The following is a 19,899-nucleotide window of genomic DNA, read 5'->3' as shown; positions in this document are numbered from 1 at the left end:
GATTGACAACAAAGAAGTGCATTTTATATACTGATATTGAAGATGGAAACATTTCCACATACGATTACCCGGGGCATTGCCCCTTTATTATTAAAGTGTGTGGAAACGGTTCCATAATTTAAGGAGGGGTTCAATTGAAGAAAATGATCAGCCTTTTTATGATTTTTGCACTAATTTTGGTTTCAGCTGCTTGTTCTGATTCTGCAGGGAATGATGCAGAAGAAAAGGAAGGAACAAAAGAATTAAAGGTATGGGTTCATGTGCCTGCAGATGAACCTGAAGGAGAAAGCTACGACAAAAGAGCAAAAGAATTCGAAGAAACTCATAAAGGTGTAAAGGTAACAGTTGAACACATCGTCAAGACAGGCGAGGGCAGCGGTTATAATGACAGAATCAATGCGGTCATCACGACTGGAGATCTTCCGGATATCATCACATTAGAGAGTGTACATACGGCCTCTTATGTAGACTCCGAGCTTTTATTGCCACTAGATAAATATTTAGACCAGTCAACCGTTGATTCTTATTTAGAGACAATCGTTGATGCTGGCAGTGTGGGAGACAATCTCTATGCCTTGCAATCCTTTGATTTATCTTCACCAGTTTTTTACAATGTAGATTTATTTAAAGAGGCAGGCATTGAAGTCCCTGCTGATGAAAATGGAAATTGGACCCTGGAGCAAGCCTGGAGCTACGATGAGTTTTTGAAGAATGCACAAAAGCTAAAGGAGCATATGGTCCAGGAACCAGTTCACATGTTTCCTGATAACAGTGGCTGGCAAATGTATGCTCATTCACCAATTATTTTCTCTAATGATGGGCAATTGGTTGGAGAAAATGGATTGGAAACAGATGGGTATTTGAATAGCGATAACACAATTGAAGCTCTGAAATTTATCGAAAAATTGTTCAGAGATGGAATTGTTTCTCCAACTGTAAGAGAAAATGCGTTTGCTTTAGGTAAAGCAGCAATCAGCTTTGAAGGACCTTGGATGGTAGATGTATTAAGCAATGAATATCCAGATCTTAATTGGTCTTTAATGCCTTATCCATACGGAAAAAAAGGCCACCAGTCAGCTCCGCATGGCAGCTGGTATGTATCAGCGACTCAGTCTACTGAGCATCCTGAACTTGCAGCGGAATTGGTTGCTCATTTAACGAATAAAGACAGTGCAAAAGCAATGGAGGAAGCAGCTGGCCTTATTCCTGGGCACAAAGAATTGTTGGAGTCCTCCGAAAAATATAATGAGTATCCAAGAAAGCTTATGTTAGATCAGCTAGTTAACACAGAACATCTAAAGCCAAAATCACCAATTTTCCCTGTGCTGGAAGATGTGCTTGGGGATATCGTTGAAGGAATTGCATTAAATAATGGTTCGGTTGAAGAACTGGTTAAAGATGCGATTGACAAAGCAGATCGTGAGGCAGCAAGATTTAAATAAATCTTTAAAATGATAATAAAATAGGGAGTGTGCGACTAGTCGTACACTTTCTATTCTATTAAGGAGTAATAATATGGACAAAATCAGAAGGCACATAAACCAAATTCCATTTCTGAAGTTTTTATTCAGCAGTCAGTTCTTGTTTCTGCTGCCTGCATTCACCTTAATCGGCATTTTTGTCATCTATCCGTTGATTCTGGCAGTGGGATATTCATTCACGGACTATTACTTGCTAAAACCGAATGATATCTCATTTGTTGGCTTCGATAACTATGTTGAAATAACAAAAGATAAATTTGCTAAACAAGCATTTTTAAATTCTACTAAATATGTCATATATATCGTTCCCCTTCAAGTGATTTTATCATTATTCCTTGCAATTCTAATTGCAAAAAAATCTAGAACCAACACACTCTTCAGGACAGCCTTCTTTTCACCTTATATATTATCTATTATTGTTGTGGTCTTATTATGGAAGAATATTTTAGATCCCAATTTAGGAATTGTGAACATGATTTTGTCAGAATTAGGGTTTGCTAAACAAGAATTCTTTGCGGATCCGAGCATGGCTCTGCCTACGATTTCTTTTATTATCCTGTGGCAAGGTATCAGCTTCCAGATGTTGATATTGATGGCTGCCCTTCAGGATATACCAGCATCTTTATATGAAGCTGCCTCCATTGAGGGTGCAAATGCCTGGCAGAAGTTTAAATACATTACCGTTCCAAGCATCAAGAGCCAACTTGTTTTCGTGCTGATTGTTGTCACAACCGGTACATTTAAAATCATCATTGAGCCGTTAGTCCTCACCAATGGAGGTCCTCAGGGCAGTACATCCAGTATCCTCCTATACATGTTCGAGCAAGGTACGAGGTATCGACAAATTGGATATTCAAGTGCGATTACTGTTGTTTTCGCTTTAATCTTAATCGTAATCGCTTTTGTTCAAAGCAAGTTAGTAAAGGAGGACTAGGACGTGAAGATCTTGCTAAGAGTTTTGAAAATAACTATTTTAATAGCATTTGCCGTTCTGTTTGTATTTCCGACCATCTGGATGTTCGTCAGCAGTACAAAGTCAGTTGCTGAGATTTCAAGAGAGATTGGCACCATCCAAAGCTTTATCCCGAACTTCAGCAATATTGGTTCATGGCTGAATCCATATAAGGAAATGTTCAGCAGGTTCAATTTTTCTCTTCATTTCTTTAATAGTGTGCTCTACAGTGCTGTCATTGTGTTTGGGAGTTTGCTTGTTAACTCTTTAGCGGGATACGCCCTAGCCGTATTCGACATACCATTTAAAAAGTACATATCGGCATTTTTGATTATACTAATCATCTTTCCTTTCCAATCTGTCCTTATTCAAATCTTCATTATAGTCAATGAATTGAATTTGGCTAACACAGTTTGGGGATTGGCACTGCCTCATATTGGCAGCGCCTTTAACATTTATCTTTTCATGGTGTTTTTCAAAAGGATTCCGAAAGAACTGAGAGAGTCTGCTTTCATGGATGGGGCTTCGGACTGGCAGGTCTTTACGAAGATCGTTATTCCGATTTCAAAGCCAATCTTCATGACAATTGGAATATTGGTGTTTGTAGGCTCTTGGAATGACTATGTATGGCCTTTGATGATTTTCACCGAAACGGGAAAGTATCCGTTGTCTGTCGCTGTTAATATCATGAATGAAACAAAGCCTGTCTACCTGAATCAGGTGATGGCGGGATTAACCATTACAACCATACCGATTCTGTTAGTTTATATTTTTGGTCAAAAATATATCATGCCGCAGAATACATCATCAGGAATTAAATAAACAAAGAGGTGTGACCATGAGTCTTATTTACAATCTTGAGTTTAACGAGGGATATGGAAGTAAAACAAAAGAGAGGGTTCGCGGCACTTTTTTATCCATCAATTATGTGTTAAATGATGCAAAATACAAGTCTACTTGTACCCCCAGGTGGGTGAAGTCTAACACATCAGGATACGCTTTGGATTTTGATGGCTATTCTACTTTTATAAAGGATGAAGCGCTGGTTCATGACGGGGCATTCACCATTTCGTCCCTCGTAGCACCTCGTTGTTTTGAAATACTAGGCCTGTCATGGGGAGGTCTCTACAGCAATCATTGACCAGCTTGATAAAGAGAACAATCGGGGATTTGCACTCAGTCTTTTCCAGCATGGTGAAGTCCAATTTGAAATGGGCGATGGAGAAAAGATACATTTGCTGAGGACTCGGCAACAACTTGAGTTGTACAAGAAATCACTTATTACGGTTACATATTCCAAAGGTAAAATCGAGCTATTTATTAATTCAAAGCTGCAAATGGTCAAAGAATTTGATTGGGCTTTTGTCACTTCGGATATTCCTTTGTCCATTGGAATGAATAATACACCCTTCCAAATTAGCGGAATTTTTAAGGGTGGGATGTTTTCCGGTCTGATTGATTACATAAGAGTGTTCAATGAACCCTTATCGGAAGAGGCAATCCACCGGGAATTCATTGAACTAGAGGGGAAGCTGCAGCTGGACCTAAAGGATATTGATTTAGATGAAACATTGTTATTGGATGATGTCCACCGGCCACAATATCATGCGATTCCACCTCAGCATTGGATGAATGAGCCTCACGCACCTTTTTACTACAACGGGAAGTATCATTTGTTTTATCAAAAGAACGCTTCTGGTCCCTATTTTTCCAATTTACATTGGGGCCATTGGACAAGTGAAGATATGGTGTTTTGGCGGAATGAAAGAACAGCTCTATTTCCACAAAGGGGAGATGTGTCTCCCTCAGGGGTATGGTCAGGCTCGGCCACTATAGGTCCAAAAGGGATTCCTTATCTTTTCTATACATCTGCCGACTTTTCTAAGAAGTATAACCAGGGAGTTGCCATCGCAACACCTAAGGACATCGGAGATCCGAACCTGGTGGAATGGGTTATGGCGGATAAGATGGCAATCATGCAGACAGACAGACAAGGTATCAGATCTCAGTTCCGGGATCCTTTTGTCTGGAAAGATCCTGCGAACGATATATGGTATCTGATTATCGGTGGAGGAATAGTCGGAAAAGGACCGACAGCTTGGATTTATACTTCTATTGATTGCGAGAATTGGGAGTTTAAAGGAGAGTTTTTCACAGTCGATAAGGATGAATATCCTTATTTAGGGTCAAATTGGGAGCTTCCAGTCTTTTTGCCAGTTTCAGATGCGAAGGGAAATACGAAACACGTTTTGATAGTTATGAGCTTTTTCCACACTGAATCAAGGTATCATGTCGATACCTATTATTATATCGGTGACTTTGACAAAGACAATTTCAGATTTGTTCCTGACAGTGAGGAACCACAGTTAATAGACTACGGTAAATTTAAATTCAGTGGGCCAAGTGGTTTTGTTGATCCAGTGACTGGAAAGTCCATTGTGTTCTCCATTCTTCAGGGAGACCGGAATGAACAAGAAGAGTATGACGCGGGATGGGCCCATAATGCCGGACTGCCAATCGAGCTCTATTTGGAGAACAACGAACTTAGAATGAGGACGCTAGAGAACTTGACTTCATTGCGAGAAGAATTACTAGTTGATGAATCCAACCTGACTTTATCGGAAATAAATCAAAAGCTCGAAAAGATCAACCATAAGATGCTAGAAGTCCTGGTGGAATTTGATAAAAGCGATGGAAATGTTGGTTTAGAACTTAAAAAAAATCAGAATGGGCATGAGAAAACGGTACTCGTTTATGACGGGAAAAATAGTCAAGTGTGGCTTGACCGCCGTATGAGCCGATTAGGCCGCGAAGGAGATATTCAAGGCGGTCCGCTTGATATCGAAAAAGGTTTTAAGGTGCAGCTTTTTCTTGACCACTCAACCATTGAATGCTTTATGAATAACAAAAAAATGATGACAAGTCGAGCCTATCCTATACTGGCAGACAGCGACCATCTAACTCTTATTGGAGATTTAGAAACAAATATTCGATCAATAAAAGTTTACAGGTTGAAGCCGATTTGGAAACGAGGAGAAACGAGTGACCACTATGACAATAGATACTGACAAAATCAATCAAATGTATAGGCATCACTATCATTTGATGCCTGAGTGCGGCTGGATGAATGATCCGAACGGTTTTTCCTGCTTCAATAATGAGTATCACCTTTTTTATCAGCACTATCCGTATGATACGATGTGGGGTCCTATGCATTGGGCACATGCGGTTAGTCCAGATCTTATCCGCTGGACCCACAAGGAAATTGCCTTAAAACCAGATAAGAAATATGACCGAAATGGCATCTTTTCAGGATCAGGGCTTCAAGTGGGGAATGAGCATTGGCTATATTATACGGGTCATACCGATTCCCACCTGGATTTGTTATATGATGAAAAATTCAAAAAGAAATCAGACACTGCTATCCCTGCATCAGAGCCGCTTATCAGGCAAGTTCAGTGCCTTGCTAGGTCGGAAGATGGGGTGACTTATAAAAAATTTCTTGATAATCCTATTATTGGAATAGATCAGATACCTGAAGGAATCCGGATAGAAGACTTCAGAGATCCCAAGGTCTGGGTTCACAATAATAAATTCTTCATGGCAGTAGGGTCCAAAAGCATCGAAAATATCAGCCATGTCTTATTCTATGTCTCTACAGATGGGGTTAAGTGGGAATTTTTGAATCGGTTAACGCTTGGAAAGAGCTTTGGGACCGTATGGGAATGTCCGGATTTATTTGAATTGGATGGAAAACATGTCTTACTATTTTCTCCCCAGGATAAACCACGGGTAGGGTATGATTTTGAAAATGTCCATTCTTCAATGGCATTGATTGGTTCATTTGATTATTCTACAGGGGAGTTTACAGTAGAGAGCGATCAGGAAATTGACCAGGGGTTTGATTTCTATGCCCCGCAATCTCTTTTAACCCTGGAAGGCAAGAGAGTCATGATTGCCTGGATGAACATGTGGGACATGAAATACCCTCTGCACGAATTAGGGCACGGTTGGAATGGTTCCATGACACTTCCACGAGAGCTTTCTATAAAAGACGGAAGATTAATCCAAAGGCCGTATCATACGATTGAGAACTACCAGGATATTCAAGTTGAGCTTAATGATTTCATCATCAGTGGCGAATATAAGAATGATCGTCTTAATGATATGAGTCAACGAATTGATATTAAATTTAATATGGAACATAGTTCGCATTTTTCGATTGATTTCTTTAAGGGCGCCAAAGAGAAGCTGACATTGACATTCAATAAGAACCGAAACCAAATGGTCCTGGATCGGAAAGAATCTACATACGCAATTGAAAACCTTGCATACAAAAATGATTATTCCAGGAGCCAGAACATCGATTTGTCCAAAGAAGTAAAACTATCTGTCTTCTTGGATGTATCTTCGATTGAGATCTTTGTAAATGGTGGAGAACTGGTGTTTACTTCTTTGTTTTTCACTGAAGAAATGGGAGGCCTTGTTTCTTTTTCTTCGAATGGAAGGACGCATGTGAACAAACTTCTAAAATGGACGATATCTTAGGAGGAGAATAATGGCGAAGGTAATCACGATGGGTGAAGTATTGATTGACTTTATTCCCATTAACAGAGAGTGCAAATTGAAGGAAGTAGAAGGGTTCATCAAGAAGCCTGGAGGAGCACCTGCCAATGTGGCAGCTTGTGTTTCCAGGTTGGGAGGACACGCTAAATTCATAGGGAAAGTAGGGCAGGATGCATTTGGGGAATATTTAATCGATGTATTAAATGAAGAGAAAATTGATACTGATGATGTATTCTTTACAGATGAGGCAAATACTGCACTGGCTTTTGTTTCCCTTACTGAATCTGGGGAAAGGGATTTCTCATTTTATCGCAAGCCAAGTGCTGACATGCTGTTGAGAGAGGAAGAAATCAGACCGGAAATCTTCCGGGAAGGGGACATTCTTCATTTTTGCAGTGTGGACCTTATTGAGTCACCGGTTAAGTATGCCCATTTAAAAGCCATTGAATATGCCAAGCAAAATGGCTCATTGATTAGCTTTGATCCTAATGTGCGTTTGCCCTTGTGGGAAAGTCCTGATGATTGCAGGAGAACAATCAAAGAGTTTATTCCATACGCAGATATTTTGAAGATATCAGAGGATGAGTTAGAATTCATCACCGAAACGAAAGATGAAAAAGCAGCAATTCAAAAAATCCTGGAACTAAACCCAGCTATCTCTTGGTTCATACTCACAAAAGGCGAAAAGGGTGTCGAAGCGATTGTTGATGACGTCGCTTATAAAGTAAAGGGCTATCAAGTAGATGTCAAGGATACAACTGGAGCTGGGGATTCTTTTATAGGAGCGATTCTTTATTCGCTCATTGAAGCAAAGGAGAAAGATATAGCGGGGATTTTGAATTTTGCTAATGTTGTTGGTGCCCTAACGACAACAAGGGAAGGCGCGATTACAGCCTTGCCCCGATATGAGGAGGTCGAAACGTTTCTTCAGGGGGATTTCGACGTATCGGTAAATGGAAAAAGGAATATTTAATAAGAGAAAATAGTGACTCACGCAGGCTTGGCTATTTCGATTCTTGAGACCGTTCTTATGTCTCACAATTTATCCTGAAATTAAAGAGGGTGCCCAAAGGTTTTTACTTTTGGACACCCTTTTATATTGAATATCGCTACTTTTTTACCTCTTTAGGAACATCCACGAAAAAGCCGTTAAGGATGGATTGGAAATTAGTTTTTTGTATATTTAGCGTTTCAGTGGATATAAGAAGTTCTGAATCCGGATTTTCTTTCACTTTCAGATGCGCGACTTCATTATTGATGCTCTCCATTTTTTTATCCAGCTCAGCTGCTGAAATGGCTGCGTCTTTTAGGTCTTTTTTGATTCTTTCTGGTATTTCTTTATCATACTTATAATATATTTTATGTTCCAGGCTGGCCCAAAAATCCATGGCGATTGTTCGTATCTGCAGTTCCACAAAAACCATTTCTACTCGGTCAGACATGAAAACCGGGATTTTAATAATAAGATGGAGGCTCTGATAACCATTGGGTTTTGGCTGTTTGATATAATCCTTTCGTTCAACCAACTCTATATCCTGTTGATTTTCAATCATCTGGCTTATTTTATAAACATCGGTGATAAAAGGACAAATGATTCGGATCCCGGCAATGTCTTTTATATTTTCCCTGATTGAATCTATCGAAAAGCCAAGGTTTTTCCTGCTCAGTTTATTGATGATACTCTCTGGAGACTTTATCCTAGAATTGCAATGTTCTATTGGATTGTAGTCGTGGATATGAATGAATTCTTCTTTTAAAATATTGATTTTTGTATTCATTTCATCCAGTGCGAATTTATAAATCAAAGAAAACCTTTTGAGTTCGGTCCTCATTTGTTTTGGATGGATTCTATACTGTTGAGTCAATTCTTCCATTGTGAGCTTCTCCTTGTGGTTATAGGTGATTATCCCTCCTATTACAGCCCATCAATATTGGGTGGACTTTAACAGGGGGCATCTGCCACTTTTGATATAAATAACTCTCTTTTAAAAATCTAAAAGCTGTAAGTGATCTGCTTTCCATTGAAGCCGTTGAAACTTGCGAACTTTTCTGGGAAGGAATTGCCGGATTTCCTCCTCGTTATAACCAACTTGAAGCTTCTTATTTTCTACAATCAGAGGGCTTTTAAGCAACCGGGGGTGTTCATGGACGATTTCCAGTAATTCCAGTAAAGAAAGTTTATCAAGATCGATATTCATGGTTTTGTAAGGAAGAGACCTTTTAGAAATGATGTCATCGGTCCCGTCGGTTGTCAATCGTAACAGTTCCTGAAGCTCATGAACTGTTAAAGGATCGTCCAGCAAATTTCTTTCAACGTACGGAATTTGGTTGGTTATCATCCATTGCCTTGCCTTCTTTGTTGATCTGCATCCTAATCCATATATCGTTACAGTCATTTAACCTGCACCTCTGTACTTATCAGTTATTTTAAGTTTTGCTTGTATATGCCTTGTTTTAGAAAACTCATACTAAGTTTAAAGGACTCCATAGCTTCATCATCAGATAAGCCTTTTACTGTTTTTTCAATCAGGTTGTTAAAGGAAAGGGCAGAAACTATTTTGAAGATATGTACCAACTCTTTTTCTGCAGTTGAATTCAGGCAGTCTCTATTAATTAATTCCCCGACCTTCTTGGATTCCTGGTTATCTAGCTGAGTATCCCAAACACTTGTAAAGGAACTTTCTACTCGATGTGTTGTGTAGAGCAGGGCATTCTTTAAAAATAGCTTCTCCTCCTCATCGGATAGGGCATGCAAAAAGTAACTTTGAAGTTCAATCAGGGCTTCAATCAGATCTCCCTGGTGTTTTTCAAGTAAACCGCTGAGATAGAATTTTGCCTTTTTTAATTTATCTTCTAATAAATAGAAATATAAATCCTCTTTGTCCTCAAAATATTGATAAAAGCTTCCCCTTGATATACCAGCTGTTTTGATAATATTCGCTATGGAAGCTTCAAAAAATGGAGCACTAGCGAATTCGATTTCTGCTGATTCAATCAGCTTTTCCCTTTTATGATCTGACAAATTAAAGAATGTTTGCTTTGGCAAATGATCACCTCAGTTCGGGTATGTGACACTGTGTCATATTATGATTATATAGTATATGACACGGTGTCACTTGTCAATAACGAATGTGACACGGTGTCATATGTTATGGGTGATAGCTAGGTGTCCAGTTTTTTGTCGAACAGTAATTCTTTATTGAGAACGAAAATTTACTTATAATGAATATGTGATTATTTTTTCTAAGGGGGAAGAAGATGGCGAAGGTTATTGTTATTTACGATCAGCCGAAGGATCAAGCGGGATTTGAACAGTACTATAATGAGGTGCATATTCCGCTCGTACAAAAGGTTCCGAATTTAAAAGGTGCTGAGGTTCACCATGTGCTGCAGTCCATGTATACAGATGAAAAATTATACTTGATTGCTGAACTGCAATTTGAAAATCCAGAAGTCCTGGCACAGGCGCTGGCCACTCCGGAATTCCAGGAAGTGCAGGGAGATGTTAAAAACCTTGTTACCTACCTTAACAAGCCGCCAGTAGTGGCGATTGTCGATTAGATATACACAACGAAGGGACATTAAAAAATGTCCCTTCGTTTTTTTCTTCTATTACTGCTGTTAAGATGTTGTTTTTTCTTGTGCCGTAATGGTAGTACCAGCAGGAGACGCAACAATCGTGATGTATCTCCTTAGCTATTGAGTGAGCTTGGCGACGATTTTCCCTTTCACTCTCCGGGTTGAAAGTTCAGCCAGGGCTTCAGGCACTTCTTCTAAAGAAATCACCTTCTCGACCAAAGGGTTGATTTTTCCTTCCGCCAGCATCGAAAGCATATGATCGCCCATTTCTGCGAGCTTTTTTTTGCTCTCTCAGGTGATTCGATTCGTGCACACTTCCCAGAGCGACCTGGTGGAAGGATAGTGGATGCGCAAATGTAATTGCATCGTTTACGTTTGGCGGGCCGGCAATGAAAGCGATTTGCCCATTGAAAGCTAGAGCTTTCAATGACTTGTCTGCATTGTCCCGGCCGACTGTATCAAGGACTAAATCAACACCGAGACCTTTTGTGATTTCCAGCGCTTTTTCGACGAAGTCTTCTTCACGGTAATCGATGGCATAGTCGGCTCCGAGGCTTTTGACATATTCGTGATTGGCAGATGATGCAGTTGTTAAAACCGTCAGTCCGGCATTTTTCGCTAACTGGATCGCAAAGCCTCCGACTCCGCCAGCACCGGCATGAACTAAAATGGTTTGTCCCTTAGCAGCATGCATCTTGTGGAAAAGTGCCTGATACGCTGTATAGCCTGCAGTAGGCAAAGCAGCCGCATCTTCAAATGAAATGCCTTCCGGAATAAGGGAAACGGTATGGGCTGTTGTCACACCATATTCAGCGTAGCCGCCTTTTTTTCGTTAAGTCTCCATGATAGACGACCTTGTCCCCGACCTTGATATTCGTAACACCTGACCCGACTTCTTCCACGATGCCAGCAGAATCAAGGCCAAGAATATGAGGGTATGTCCAATTCGGATTCCCGCCGTTTCCTGTTTTATAGTCGACAGGATTCAAGGCAGTTGCTTTTATTTTGACGAGGATTTCTCCTTTTCCGGGAGCGGGTTTTTCTGTAGTGCCTACTTTCATTTCAAAAACTTTTCCCTTGTCCTCTAACAGTAATGCTTTCATGACCAACTCTCCTTTTTAATAAGCTCCTTGTGAATAAGTCATTTCGTAGCTATGCGTATAAATTTCGATCAAGTTGCCGAATGGGTCTTCACAGTAGACCATCTTATAAGGTTTCTCATTCGGGTAATATTCCCGGATTGGCATGCGCTGTTTGCCGCCGTGAGCAATAATCTTTTCAACAAGCCCTTCAATATCCGGATCCTGGACGCAAAAATGAAAAATTCCCGTCTTCCAGAATTCAAAGTTGTTTTCCGGTGCTTCGTTGCTCGGGAATTCAAAAAGCTCGATGCCGACCTTATCAGATGTAGCAAGATGAGCAATCTTGAATTGGCCCCAGCCTTCGCCGAATACATCCGTACACATCTGGCCAATCGGGCTGTCGTCTTCGATTACGTCAGATGGTTCCATGATAACGTACCACCCAAGTACCTCCGTATAGAAGCTAACAGCCTCTTTTATATTTGGTACCGATAATCCTATATGTGAAAAAGAACGTGGATAAGTTTTGTTCATTTGAATTTCTCCTTATTTAATAATGGCTTTTTTGTAAGACTTTGTTGCTACTTGCTGCAAAATTGTCTTGAATGACCTAGGCAACTTCGTCTAAATAGACGATTAAGACGAGTAAAGAGCTTGCAAACTAGATACCGACAAGCAAAATGCCTTATAATACGTTAAAATCGGCTTGAGGATTTTAACAATAATCATGATGAAAACAGTCTTAGTAAAAGACTTTTTAAGTATAATGAGTATTTACTGTGAATGTAAGACGGCACTTTTATGTAACCTGGTACCTTATAAGTAACCCTATTTATTTTTACCCATATCGTGTGTGAATATTATGTAGCTGGAGGTTTGAAGATGGTAAAATACAATGTCCCAGTTGAAGCGACTCTTGAAGTGATCGGCGGAAAATGGAAAGTGGTCATTTTATGCTTGTTAAAAGAAGGCGAAAAACGTTTCAGTGAACTGCAGAGGGTCATGCCTGCGATAACAAAGAAAATGCTCTCCCAGCAGCTTAGGGAGCTAGAAAAAGACGGAATCATCAACCGGAAAGTGTACGATGAAATTCCGCCGAAAGTGGAATACTCACTAAGTGAGGAAGGAGAGACCTTAAAGGAAATCTTGAACTTGATGTGTGCCTGGGGCGACAGAAGAATAGGGAATGAGCCGGATTGCGGTTGAAACTTGGAAGCGCGGGGGCGTACCTTTTGCTTCATTTTTAAAGATTGATTTAGAAGCATAAGAAACGTGTCCCTTGTTTCCTCTTGAAATTGTATCCTTATGTGAAGGGAGAAGCTCTTATAAGGGTACGATTAGGCGGAAATTGTATCCTTATGCGAAGGGAGAAGCTCTTATAAGGATACGATTAGGCGGAAATTGTATCCTTATGTGGAGGGAGAAGCTCTTATAAGGGTACGATTAGGCGGAAATTGTATCCTTATGTGGGGGGAGAAGCTCTTATAAGGGTACGATTAGGCGGAAATTGTATCCTTATGTGGAGGCCGAAGCTCTTATAAGGGTACGATTAGGCGGAAATTGTATCCTTATGCGAAGGGAGAAGCTCTTATAAGGGTACGATTAGGCGGAAATTGTATCCTTATGTGGGGGGAGAAGCTCTTATAAGGGTACGATTAGGCGGAAATTGTATCCTTATGTGGAGGCCGAAGCTCTTATAAGGGTACGATTAGGCGGAAATTGTATCCTTATGTGGAGGGAGAAGCTCTTATAAGGGTACGATTAGGCGGAAATTGTATCCTTATGCGAAGGGAGAAGCTCTTATAAGGGTACGGTTAGGCGGAAATTGTATCCTTATGTGGAGGCAGAAGCTCTTATAAGGATACGATTAGGCGGAAATTGTATCCTTATGTGGAGGGAGAAGCTCTTATAAGGGTACGATTAGGCGGAAATTGTATCCTTATGTGGAGGCCGAAGCTCTTATAAGGGTACGGTTAGGCGGAAAAGGTGCCCTTACCGCCCTTTTGTCTTGCTTACAATTCTTTCGTCATAAATAAACTATTTGGATCATCTGCGTAATCGGCAAATGGCGGGCAGTAGTGGAAGCCGAATTTTTCATAAAGCTTCCGTGCTGGAAGGAATGCCTCCATTGAACCTGTTTCCAGGCTTAGTTTTGTATAGCCACGCCTTCTTGCCTCATCAATGATGAATTGTAGTACAGCTCGCGCGACTCCTTTTCGAAGATGGGAAGAAGCCGTCCTCATCGATTTAAGTTCACCGTGCTGGCGATCAAGCTCCTTCAGTGCCCCGCAGCCCATCAGCTGATCTCCATCCCAGACAGTCCAGAAGGAAATCTCCGGTTTTTTCAATTCTTCCAGGCCCAGCGCATGAATGCTTTCCGGCGGAGAATGAAGTGTCATCCCGCTCAAATGCTCCCCAATTAACGAAATAACCTCGCAGCCTGTTAAATCATCCTGTTTAATTTCCACAAAAATTCCTCCAACAGATTTTTTCATTTTATAATAAAGTAGATTTTGGTAAATTAGGATTATCATAACCTTCGATAAAATGGAAGACAACTAGTTTCTTATTTCATATAGCAAAAGAGGGAAATACCATGAAACATTACAACATAATCACGAACTTGCCGCCATGCCCGAAATGCAAAAGTGACCGTACCACGGATAAGCATGCTGCCATGGCCGGTCTTGAACCTCTGCTTAAAACAACCGTAAAGTGGTGAGCGCGATTCAACAGTTACTTTTACTTCAACGAGTCATCGATTATATAGAAGATCATATTAAAGAGGAACTTTGTGCGGAAGAGCTGGCGAGGATGGTTGGGTACTCACCTTATCATTTTTCGCGGATTTTTCATAAACAGACAGGTTACACATTGATGGATTATGTGCTGAAAAGGAAGCTTCAGTTTGCGTTGTATGAATTGGTGAATGGGAAAAAGATTATCGACATTGCCGTGGATTACGGTTTTGAAACACATTCTGGCTTTACGAGAGCGTTTAAGAAATGTTTTGGAAGTCCTCCGAGCCTTTACAAGGAGCATGGTCCGACATCACTGCCTCAAAAACTGAATCTGAGGAGCCTTCACGAGAAGAACACGGGCGGTATTGTCTTGCAGCCACAGATTGTGAACCGGAGTGCCTTCAATGTCGCCGGGAAAATCTTCAGGATCGAGAATTTCCCTGCTGACCGAAATGTGCCCGCTTTTTGGGACCAGGAGGGTTTAACAGACGGGTCGATTGAAACGTACTTGTACAAAGAGCTGTCGCCGAAAAAGCATGGGGAGTATTGCATCAATTTGAGCCGCAGCCTGGATGAGGGCAGGTGCAGTTATTTATTTGCTGTAGACCATGACGATGGAAAAGGCTTACCAGCGGGAATAACTTCTACTCGAATTCCCGAGGCTGTCTATGCGATTTTCCGGACGCCTTTGGTTGAGGTTGATCAATTCGCTGCGGCAATCAAAGGGACGTGGAGATACATTCTCGAGGATTGGTTTCCGCACTCCTCCTATGAAGTAGATGAAGAGGGCTTTGACTTTGAATTTTACGACGAGCATTGCCATTACTGGGATTTTAAAAAGGTCTATATGGAAATACATATTCCGATCAAAGAAAAATCTCGAGAGTAAATTTATCACTCTCGAGATTTTTTGATAGCCAGCTGATACAAATAGATCACAGGCGTTAACAGAATGGCACTTACAATCATGGCGATTTTAATCGAAAAATTTGCGGCAATGAATCCAATGGCCGGTCCTCCGCCAATTTGGCCGATCGCATCAACCTGACCTTTTACCGAAAAGAAAGTTGCACGTGTCGACGAATCAGGGATGATTTTATTCAGCCATGTATCCTCAAGCGGTGCCATGACAGACCTTGTTCCCTGGATGATCAGGTAAAAACACAGCAAACCGATGATACCGGTCGAAAGAGCAAAACCGGTCAGTGACGTGATAATCAGAACACATCCGATCAACAAGGAAGCATAGATGGTGTTCAACTGGTGATGGAGGGAACTCCGGCTGATAAAATGAAGGCCAATAAAGGACAGGAGCATAACGACGAAATTAATGCTTCCGATCAAGATGACCAAGTTTCCTTCCGTCATATAGGCGAGGTGAGTTTCTTCTAAAAAGTGAGAAATCCATAGCCGATCAAAGCCTTCACTATATAACCCGAAAAACAAACTAATAAGGAAGAGAATCCGCATGATATAACTGGCCTTTGTATAATGGACCATCTCGTTGATATTATTTTTTAGCGTCTTCCAGGTTGATGTATTTTCATGTTGAACCGGTTTGAAATTCTCTTCTTTCATAAAAAGGAGCAGAATAACAGCTAAACCCAGCATGGATAATCCGCCGATGATGATCGGCAGATTGATCATGAAAAAGTAACCAATCAACATGCTTAAAGGAATTGCGATCACTTCTCCAAGTGTGCCAGCCTTAGCACCATTCACAAACGCCACGGAAGCACGATCTTCTCCAATTTCATCGGCAATCCACGCTTGATGCGCACCGCTTGTAAACGTGTAGCCAATTCCCCAAAGAACTTGAGACACTAACACGGCTGCGAAATACGGAAACGAGCCTTCGATCAGGAACCCAGCCCCAATCAAAAAATACCCGATAATCACAGAAAGCCTGCGACTCTTCAAATCCGCCACAAACCCAGTCGGAATCTCAAACAGGAAAACAACTGCCTCCAGAACAGTGCCGACCAGAACCAGCTGCAACGGATCAAGACCGACAACTTTCACATGATACAGCAAGTTAACCGTAAAGATAAACGTAAAAAAGAACTGCGACCAAAAACGTGTATATATATAAACAGTATACGAATCCATTTTCTTCAAAAATGTCAATTTCATCTCCCCCTATACAGATTATAGAGAGGGAGAAAGGGGATTTCTTTTCCGAATTTGCGGTTTTGGGAGTGTGCCGATTGCTTTTTTGGAATCTCAGGGGCGGTTCTCGGAGGAACAAAGGGGCGATTCTCATGACCCAGGAAAACGGACCGTCCCACGCCTATTTTAAATTGAAATCATGATAGTTGCGTTATTGTTAGGAAAACTGAACCTAAACTCTGTCACGGTTCAACCCGCTGCCGGGGGAGTTGCTGCATTTATTCTTGTTCCTAATTCTTGATCTATTAGTAAAAGAGCGGAAGGATTATTCCCTGTAAGTTTAAGACGATCAATAATTGTTTTAGCTTGTGCTTCTTCATCTATTTGTTCCCTTAAAAAGTCCTGAATGATCAAGGCAGCCTGAGGGTCAATTGGATTTACATAGTTATAAGCTTGACGGTAAGTATTCGTAACAAATTGCTCGTGGCTTAAAATAACTCCATTTCCTGTACTTTTTTCTATGGATGAAAGAATGTGACTAGATAAGGTGTGCCATCTCACGTCACGTTACATGATTGACCTGCTTTGATAACTCTTTGTGGGAAATTTTTGAAAAAGTGAGATTGGCTGTTTATAATTCTTCTATACATATATCCAAGGAGATACATATGAAAAGATTTTATAGATGCTGACTGCATCCATAATCTTGTATGCTTTTCTGTCTTATTCGTAAAGGAACATTCCGATGTAAGTATCCACTTCATAAATATCGATTCATAAGGCTTTGGCGCCGGAAGAAGAGCAGTGATGTCTGGTAAGAAGGCGGCATGAAAGTTGTTCTGATTTTTGTCCTCTCGTCTGTGACATCAATATAATTAAGGAGTTGTAGTTGTGATAAATAAGATCGTGATTCTTCTGGTTCTGCTTTTGCCCATTGCCACGCCTGTGTTTGCAAGTTCTTATTCGATTGATGAAGTCCGGATAAGGGCGTGGATTCAGCCTGATGGTGATTTGCTAGTTAATGAAATCCTCACGTATACCTTTGATGGTGATTATGACAGCGTAAGCAGGGCTATACATAAGAAAAACCATAAAGGAGTCGAGCTTTTTGAAGCGTATGAATTGGTGAATCCTAAGGCGGAGCTTGGTTATGTGAATATGGAAGACCTGCGTCCCCTCAAGGTATCGAGAGAGGATAATACCTATCGTGCAGGACTGACGGCAAAGGATGAACAGAAAGACGTTTTCTTTATTTATGAATTAAAAAACGCGGTTAAGACCTATGATTCTTACAGCGATCTGACTGTCCCTTTCTTTGGAACGGATACGAACCATGATGAGGATTTAAATATGGTGACGATTGACTTTGTTTTCCCAAAAGAGCTCCGGCCGAACAGTTATTTTGCATTTTTCCATGATCGTCAAGGCAAGGTGACTGAAAAAGGCCCCCTGGGTAGTGCGGTTTAACACCTCAGTGTCCGAGATGTACTCACTGACCGAAACCCGCCTGCTGTTTCCTTCTTCCGTGATGTCGGAGCAATCCAAGGCCAGGGCACCGATGTCATTGAAGGACGCGATTTTAATGGAAGAGCAATTGGCTGAAAAGAAAGCGTTCAAAGAGAAACAGCTCAACATGCTGGAAAATGTATTGCTTGGCATTGCTGGTTTCTTGGCACTCGGAGTGTTGACACTGCTTTTCACGCGTTTGCTTAGGAAATTACGGAGTGCTGACCGGCCAGAGGAACTGCTTCGGACCGATCCGCTTATTCTGTATATGATCAACCGACGGGGTAAAATGGATTCTTACGCTTTCCTCGTCGGATTGTATTCGCTTGTTGAAAAAGGAAAAGCAACCGTGAGGACGGAACAAAATGCCGGCCGATTTCTAAAAGACGATCAATCCTCTGACCAAACGCTCTATTTTACATTAACGGCCCTGGAAACGAGCTTATCGAAATGTGAGCATGTATTGGTGTCCTGGCTGTTCAAGCGGAAAGCTAAAAATGGAAATCCGGTTTTCTTGATGAGTGATATCGCAGGCGCATCCAGCCAGCAAAGAAATAACCCGCAGCATCTGAACAATTATCATACAAAGTACAAATTGTTCAAGGACAATGAAAAGGAATGGTTTGCCTGTGTTTTAAACGAGGTGAAGGAAGAAGGCATGATGAGTGATAAAATGAGCAAGCTGGTTGGCAGGGGACTTATGCTGATTCTGGTTTCGGCTATGGTTTATGCTTATTATCTCGATTCCCTGTCCACTGCAGCTATAGTCATCTATTCAATCACGGCCGGGTTCCTGTTGATTAGAAGCTGGCTGAAACCCGGACGGAAATTGTTCTTCATGCTATTTTACCTGGTATCCCTGATTGCTTCCGTGATGCTTTACGATGCCGAAGCACTCACCCTGCTGCTGATCACGACCGTCTTTTCAGCGATGGTGACTCTACTGATGCCTCATATGACGCTATCAGGAGAAGCTGTCGCGATTGAGCACGACATACAGGCTTTTAAAAAGCAGCTTAAGTTAGAGAGATTCCCAGATCAAATCAGCAGCCAATCCGATAAATGGATGATTCGCAGTCTGCTATTCAAGCAAAAACGTCAATCAAGGTCATTAGAAAAAGAATTCGACGGTGATGAAAAATCAGCAGCCCCATTAACCTATCTAATTGCAACAGGACAGAACCCTGTAGAATTCCTGGTGAATACGTGGAAGTGGAGCATCCCTCCAGGAAGCAGCTCGTCATCCTCGGTGTCTGGAGACAGTGGCTATTCAGGTGGAGGAGACAGCGGAGGAGGCAGTGATGGAGGCGGGGCCAGTGCCGATTGATCGCTAGCTAGCTTATTGAACTACCCACCAAAAGCAAAGGGACGGACCTTTTGCTCTTTTTTCCTTCATAATTTCGGAAGCAAATGGTACGCCCCTTTAGAATATCCAGCCGTTAGCAACCATCCCTAAATTGATAATAAAATGAAATAATATGGCTGGGTATATGCTATTGGTCTTTAAAACTACGACTGCGTAGAAAATTCCTCCTAGCGAAAAAAGTAAACTCATTATTATGGGTATTCCTATTGATAGATGCAAAAGACCGAATCCGATGCTGGTAGTGAGAATGGCGAAAATTGTAGATACATTTCTTTTTAAATTGGATAACATAATACCTCTCCACAGAAACTCTTCCAAAATAGCGTTTATGAATGAGAAAGATATACCATACAACACGAATGACTTTGTATAGCTTATATCTCCAAGGAACAACAGCGGTATGAAGATGGTAGTTGATCCTATTAGTCCATGAATTAAAAAATGTGGCATCTTAATTGAATGTGATGAAAACACTATGGATTTCTTCCAATCTGGTAACCTATTAAAAAGGTACACT

Annotated in this window: 21 protein-coding genes and 1 pseudogene; 13 read left to right on the top strand and 9 right to left on the bottom strand. The window is 41.1% G+C overall.

Annotation, left to right across the window (positions count from 1 at the left end):
* Positions 1–143 precede the first annotated feature (143 nt).
* From LC048_RS20045 to LC048_RS20015, 7 genes are all read left to right on the top strand, one after another.
* Positions 144–1,442 carry an ABC transporter substrate-binding protein gene (locus LC048_RS20045; protein ID WP_306050560.1) on the top strand — a complete coding sequence of 433 codons (1,299 nt, stop codon included), beginning with the start codon at positions 144–146 and terminating at the stop codon, positions 1,440–1,442.
* A gap of 73 nt (positions 1,443–1,515) precedes the next feature.
* Positions 1,516–2,415 (top strand): carbohydrate ABC transporter permease, encoded by a 900-nt coding sequence (locus LC048_RS20040; RefSeq protein ID WP_306048600.1) that lies wholly within the window; start codon positions 1,516–1,518, stop codon positions 2,413–2,415.
* 3 nt (positions 2,416–2,418) lie between these two features.
* Complete coding sequence (locus LC048_RS20035) at positions 2,419–3,255, top strand: carbohydrate ABC transporter permease (protein WP_226606868.1); 837 nt, start codon at positions 2,419–2,421, stop codon at positions 3,253–3,255.
* 16 nt (positions 3,256–3,271) lie between these two features.
* Complete coding sequence (locus LC048_RS20030) at positions 3,272–3,574, top strand: hypothetical protein (protein ID WP_306048598.1); 303 nt, start codon at positions 3,272–3,274, stop codon at positions 3,572–3,574.
* Positions 3,567–5,501 (top strand): glycoside hydrolase family 32 protein, encoded by a 1,935-nt coding sequence (locus LC048_RS20025; protein ID WP_371932077.1) that lies wholly within the window; start codon positions 3,567–3,569, stop codon positions 5,499–5,501. Before LC048_RS20030 ends, LC048_RS20025 begins: the two co-directional genes overlap by 8 nt.
* A complete protein-coding gene (locus LC048_RS20020; RefSeq protein WP_306050554.1) occupies positions 5,485–6,981 on the top strand; it encodes a glycoside hydrolase family 32 protein in 1,497 nt (498 codons plus the stop codon). The genes LC048_RS20025 and LC048_RS20020 overlap by 17 nt, the downstream gene beginning before the upstream one ends.
* A gap of 10 nt (positions 6,982–6,991) precedes the next feature.
* Positions 6,992–7,972 carry a PfkB family carbohydrate kinase gene (locus tag LC048_RS20015; protein ID WP_226606864.1) on the top strand — a complete coding sequence of 327 codons (981 nt, stop codon included), beginning with the start codon at positions 6,992–6,994 and terminating at the stop codon, positions 7,970–7,972.
* A 136-nt stretch (positions 7,973–8,108) separates the two neighbouring features.
* Here LC048_RS20015 and LC048_RS20010 read toward each other — a convergent pair whose 3' ends face one another.
* The 3 genes from LC048_RS20010 to LC048_RS20000 all read right to left on the bottom strand — a co-directional run bounded on the left by LC048_RS20010 (position 8,109) and on the right by LC048_RS20000 (position 10,045).
* On the bottom strand, positions 8,109–8,873 hold the full coding sequence (locus LC048_RS20010; protein WP_226606861.1) for a GTP pyrophosphokinase: 765 nt from the start codon (positions 8,871–8,873) through the stop codon (positions 8,109–8,111).
* Positions 8,874–8,984: 111 nt separating this feature from the next.
* The gene (locus LC048_RS20005) at positions 8,985–9,395 is read right to left on the bottom strand and encodes a Spx/MgsR family RNA polymerase-binding regulatory protein (RefSeq protein WP_226606860.1); all 411 of its coding nucleotides are present in this window, start codon (positions 9,393–9,395) and stop codon (positions 8,985–8,987) included.
* A 26-nt stretch (positions 9,396–9,421) separates the two neighbouring features.
* Complete coding sequence (locus LC048_RS20000; RefSeq protein ID WP_226606858.1) at positions 9,422–10,045, bottom strand: TetR/AcrR family transcriptional regulator; 624 nt, start codon at positions 10,043–10,045, stop codon at positions 9,422–9,424.
* Positions 10,046–10,257: 212 nt separating this feature from the next.
* Between LC048_RS20000 and LC048_RS19995 the strand changes: the two genes are divergently transcribed.
* Positions 10,258–10,560 (top strand): EthD family reductase, encoded by a 303-nt coding sequence (locus LC048_RS19995; RefSeq protein WP_226606856.1) that lies wholly within the window; start codon positions 10,258–10,260, stop codon positions 10,558–10,560.
* A gap of 135 nt (positions 10,561–10,695) precedes the next feature.
* On the opposite strand, the pseudogene LC048_RS19990 reads toward LC048_RS19995, so the two are convergent.
* A pseudogene (locus LC048_RS19990) lies at positions 10,696–11,681 on the bottom strand (zinc-binding dehydrogenase).
* Positions 11,682–11,696: 15 nt separating this feature from the next.
* Entirely contained in the window at positions 11,697–12,194 is a 498-nt protein-coding gene (locus tag LC048_RS19985) for a lactoylglutathione lyase family protein (RefSeq protein WP_226606851.1), read from the bottom strand.
* Between the two features lie 348 nt (positions 12,195–12,542).
* On the opposite strand from LC048_RS19985, the gene LC048_RS19980 reads away from it, so the two are divergent.
* Positions 12,543–12,866, top strand: a complete 324-nt coding sequence (locus LC048_RS19980; protein WP_306048595.1) for a winged helix-turn-helix transcriptional regulator — start codon at positions 12,543–12,545, stop codon at positions 12,864–12,866.
* Positions 12,867–13,672: 806 nt separating this feature from the next.
* Here LC048_RS19980 and LC048_RS19975 read toward each other — a convergent pair.
* Positions 13,673–14,128 carry a GNAT family N-acetyltransferase gene (locus LC048_RS19975; protein ID WP_226606846.1) on the bottom strand — a complete coding sequence of 152 codons (456 nt, stop codon included), beginning with the start codon at positions 14,126–14,128 and terminating at the stop codon, positions 13,673–13,675.
* A 128-nt stretch (positions 14,129–14,256) separates the two neighbouring features.
* On the opposite strand from LC048_RS19975, the gene LC048_RS19970 reads away from it, so the two are divergent.
* Together LC048_RS19970 and LC048_RS19965 are read left to right on the top strand one after the other, a co-directional pair.
* A complete protein-coding gene (locus LC048_RS19970) occupies positions 14,257–14,382 on the top strand; it encodes a hypothetical protein (RefSeq protein WP_264188538.1) in 126 nt (41 codons plus the stop codon).
* Positions 14,379–15,290 (top strand): AraC family transcriptional regulator, encoded by a 912-nt coding sequence (locus LC048_RS19965; protein ID WP_226606844.1) that lies wholly within the window; start codon positions 14,379–14,381, stop codon positions 15,288–15,290. The genes LC048_RS19970 and LC048_RS19965 overlap by 4 nt, the downstream gene beginning before the upstream one ends.
* 5 nt (positions 15,291–15,295) lie before the next feature.
* Here the strand turns inward: LC048_RS19965 and LC048_RS19960 are convergent, their stop codons facing one another.
* Both LC048_RS19960 and LC048_RS19955 read right to left on the bottom strand, forming a co-directional pair.
* On the bottom strand, positions 15,296–16,534 hold the full coding sequence (locus LC048_RS19960) for an MFS transporter (RefSeq protein ID WP_306048592.1): 1,239 nt from the start codon (positions 16,532–16,534) through the stop codon (positions 15,296–15,298).
* Between the two features lie 225 nt (positions 16,535–16,759).
* A complete protein-coding gene (locus tag LC048_RS19955) occupies positions 16,760–17,071 on the bottom strand; it encodes a ferritin-like domain-containing protein (protein ID WP_371931935.1) in 312 nt (103 codons plus the stop codon).
* Between the two features lie 330 nt (positions 17,072–17,401).
* Between LC048_RS19955 and LC048_RS19950 the strand changes: the two genes are divergently transcribed.
* Entirely contained in the window at positions 17,402–17,977 is a 576-nt protein-coding gene (locus LC048_RS19950) for a DUF2207 domain-containing protein (protein WP_306048591.1), read from the top strand.
* Between the two features lie 115 nt (positions 17,978–18,092).
* On the top strand, positions 18,093–19,343 hold the full coding sequence (locus LC048_RS19945) for a DUF2207 family protein (protein WP_371931934.1): 1,251 nt from the start codon (positions 18,093–18,095) through the stop codon (positions 19,341–19,343).
* Between the two features lie 96 nt (positions 19,344–19,439).
* On the opposite strand, the gene LC048_RS19940 is transcribed toward LC048_RS19945, so the two are convergent.
* A complete protein-coding gene (locus LC048_RS19940; protein ID WP_226606949.1) occupies positions 19,440–19,832 on the bottom strand; it encodes a CPBP family intramembrane glutamic endopeptidase in 393 nt (130 codons plus the stop codon).
* Positions 19,833–19,899: the final 67 nt, after the last annotated feature.

It is taken from the genome of Mesobacillus subterraneus (assembly GCF_020524355.2).
GTDB lineage: Bacteria > Bacillota > Bacilli > Bacillales > Cytobacillaceae > Mesobacillus > Mesobacillus subterraneus_C.
Note: the sequence above shows the minus strand (reverse complement) of the source record. Positions and strands in the feature narration are given on the sequence as shown.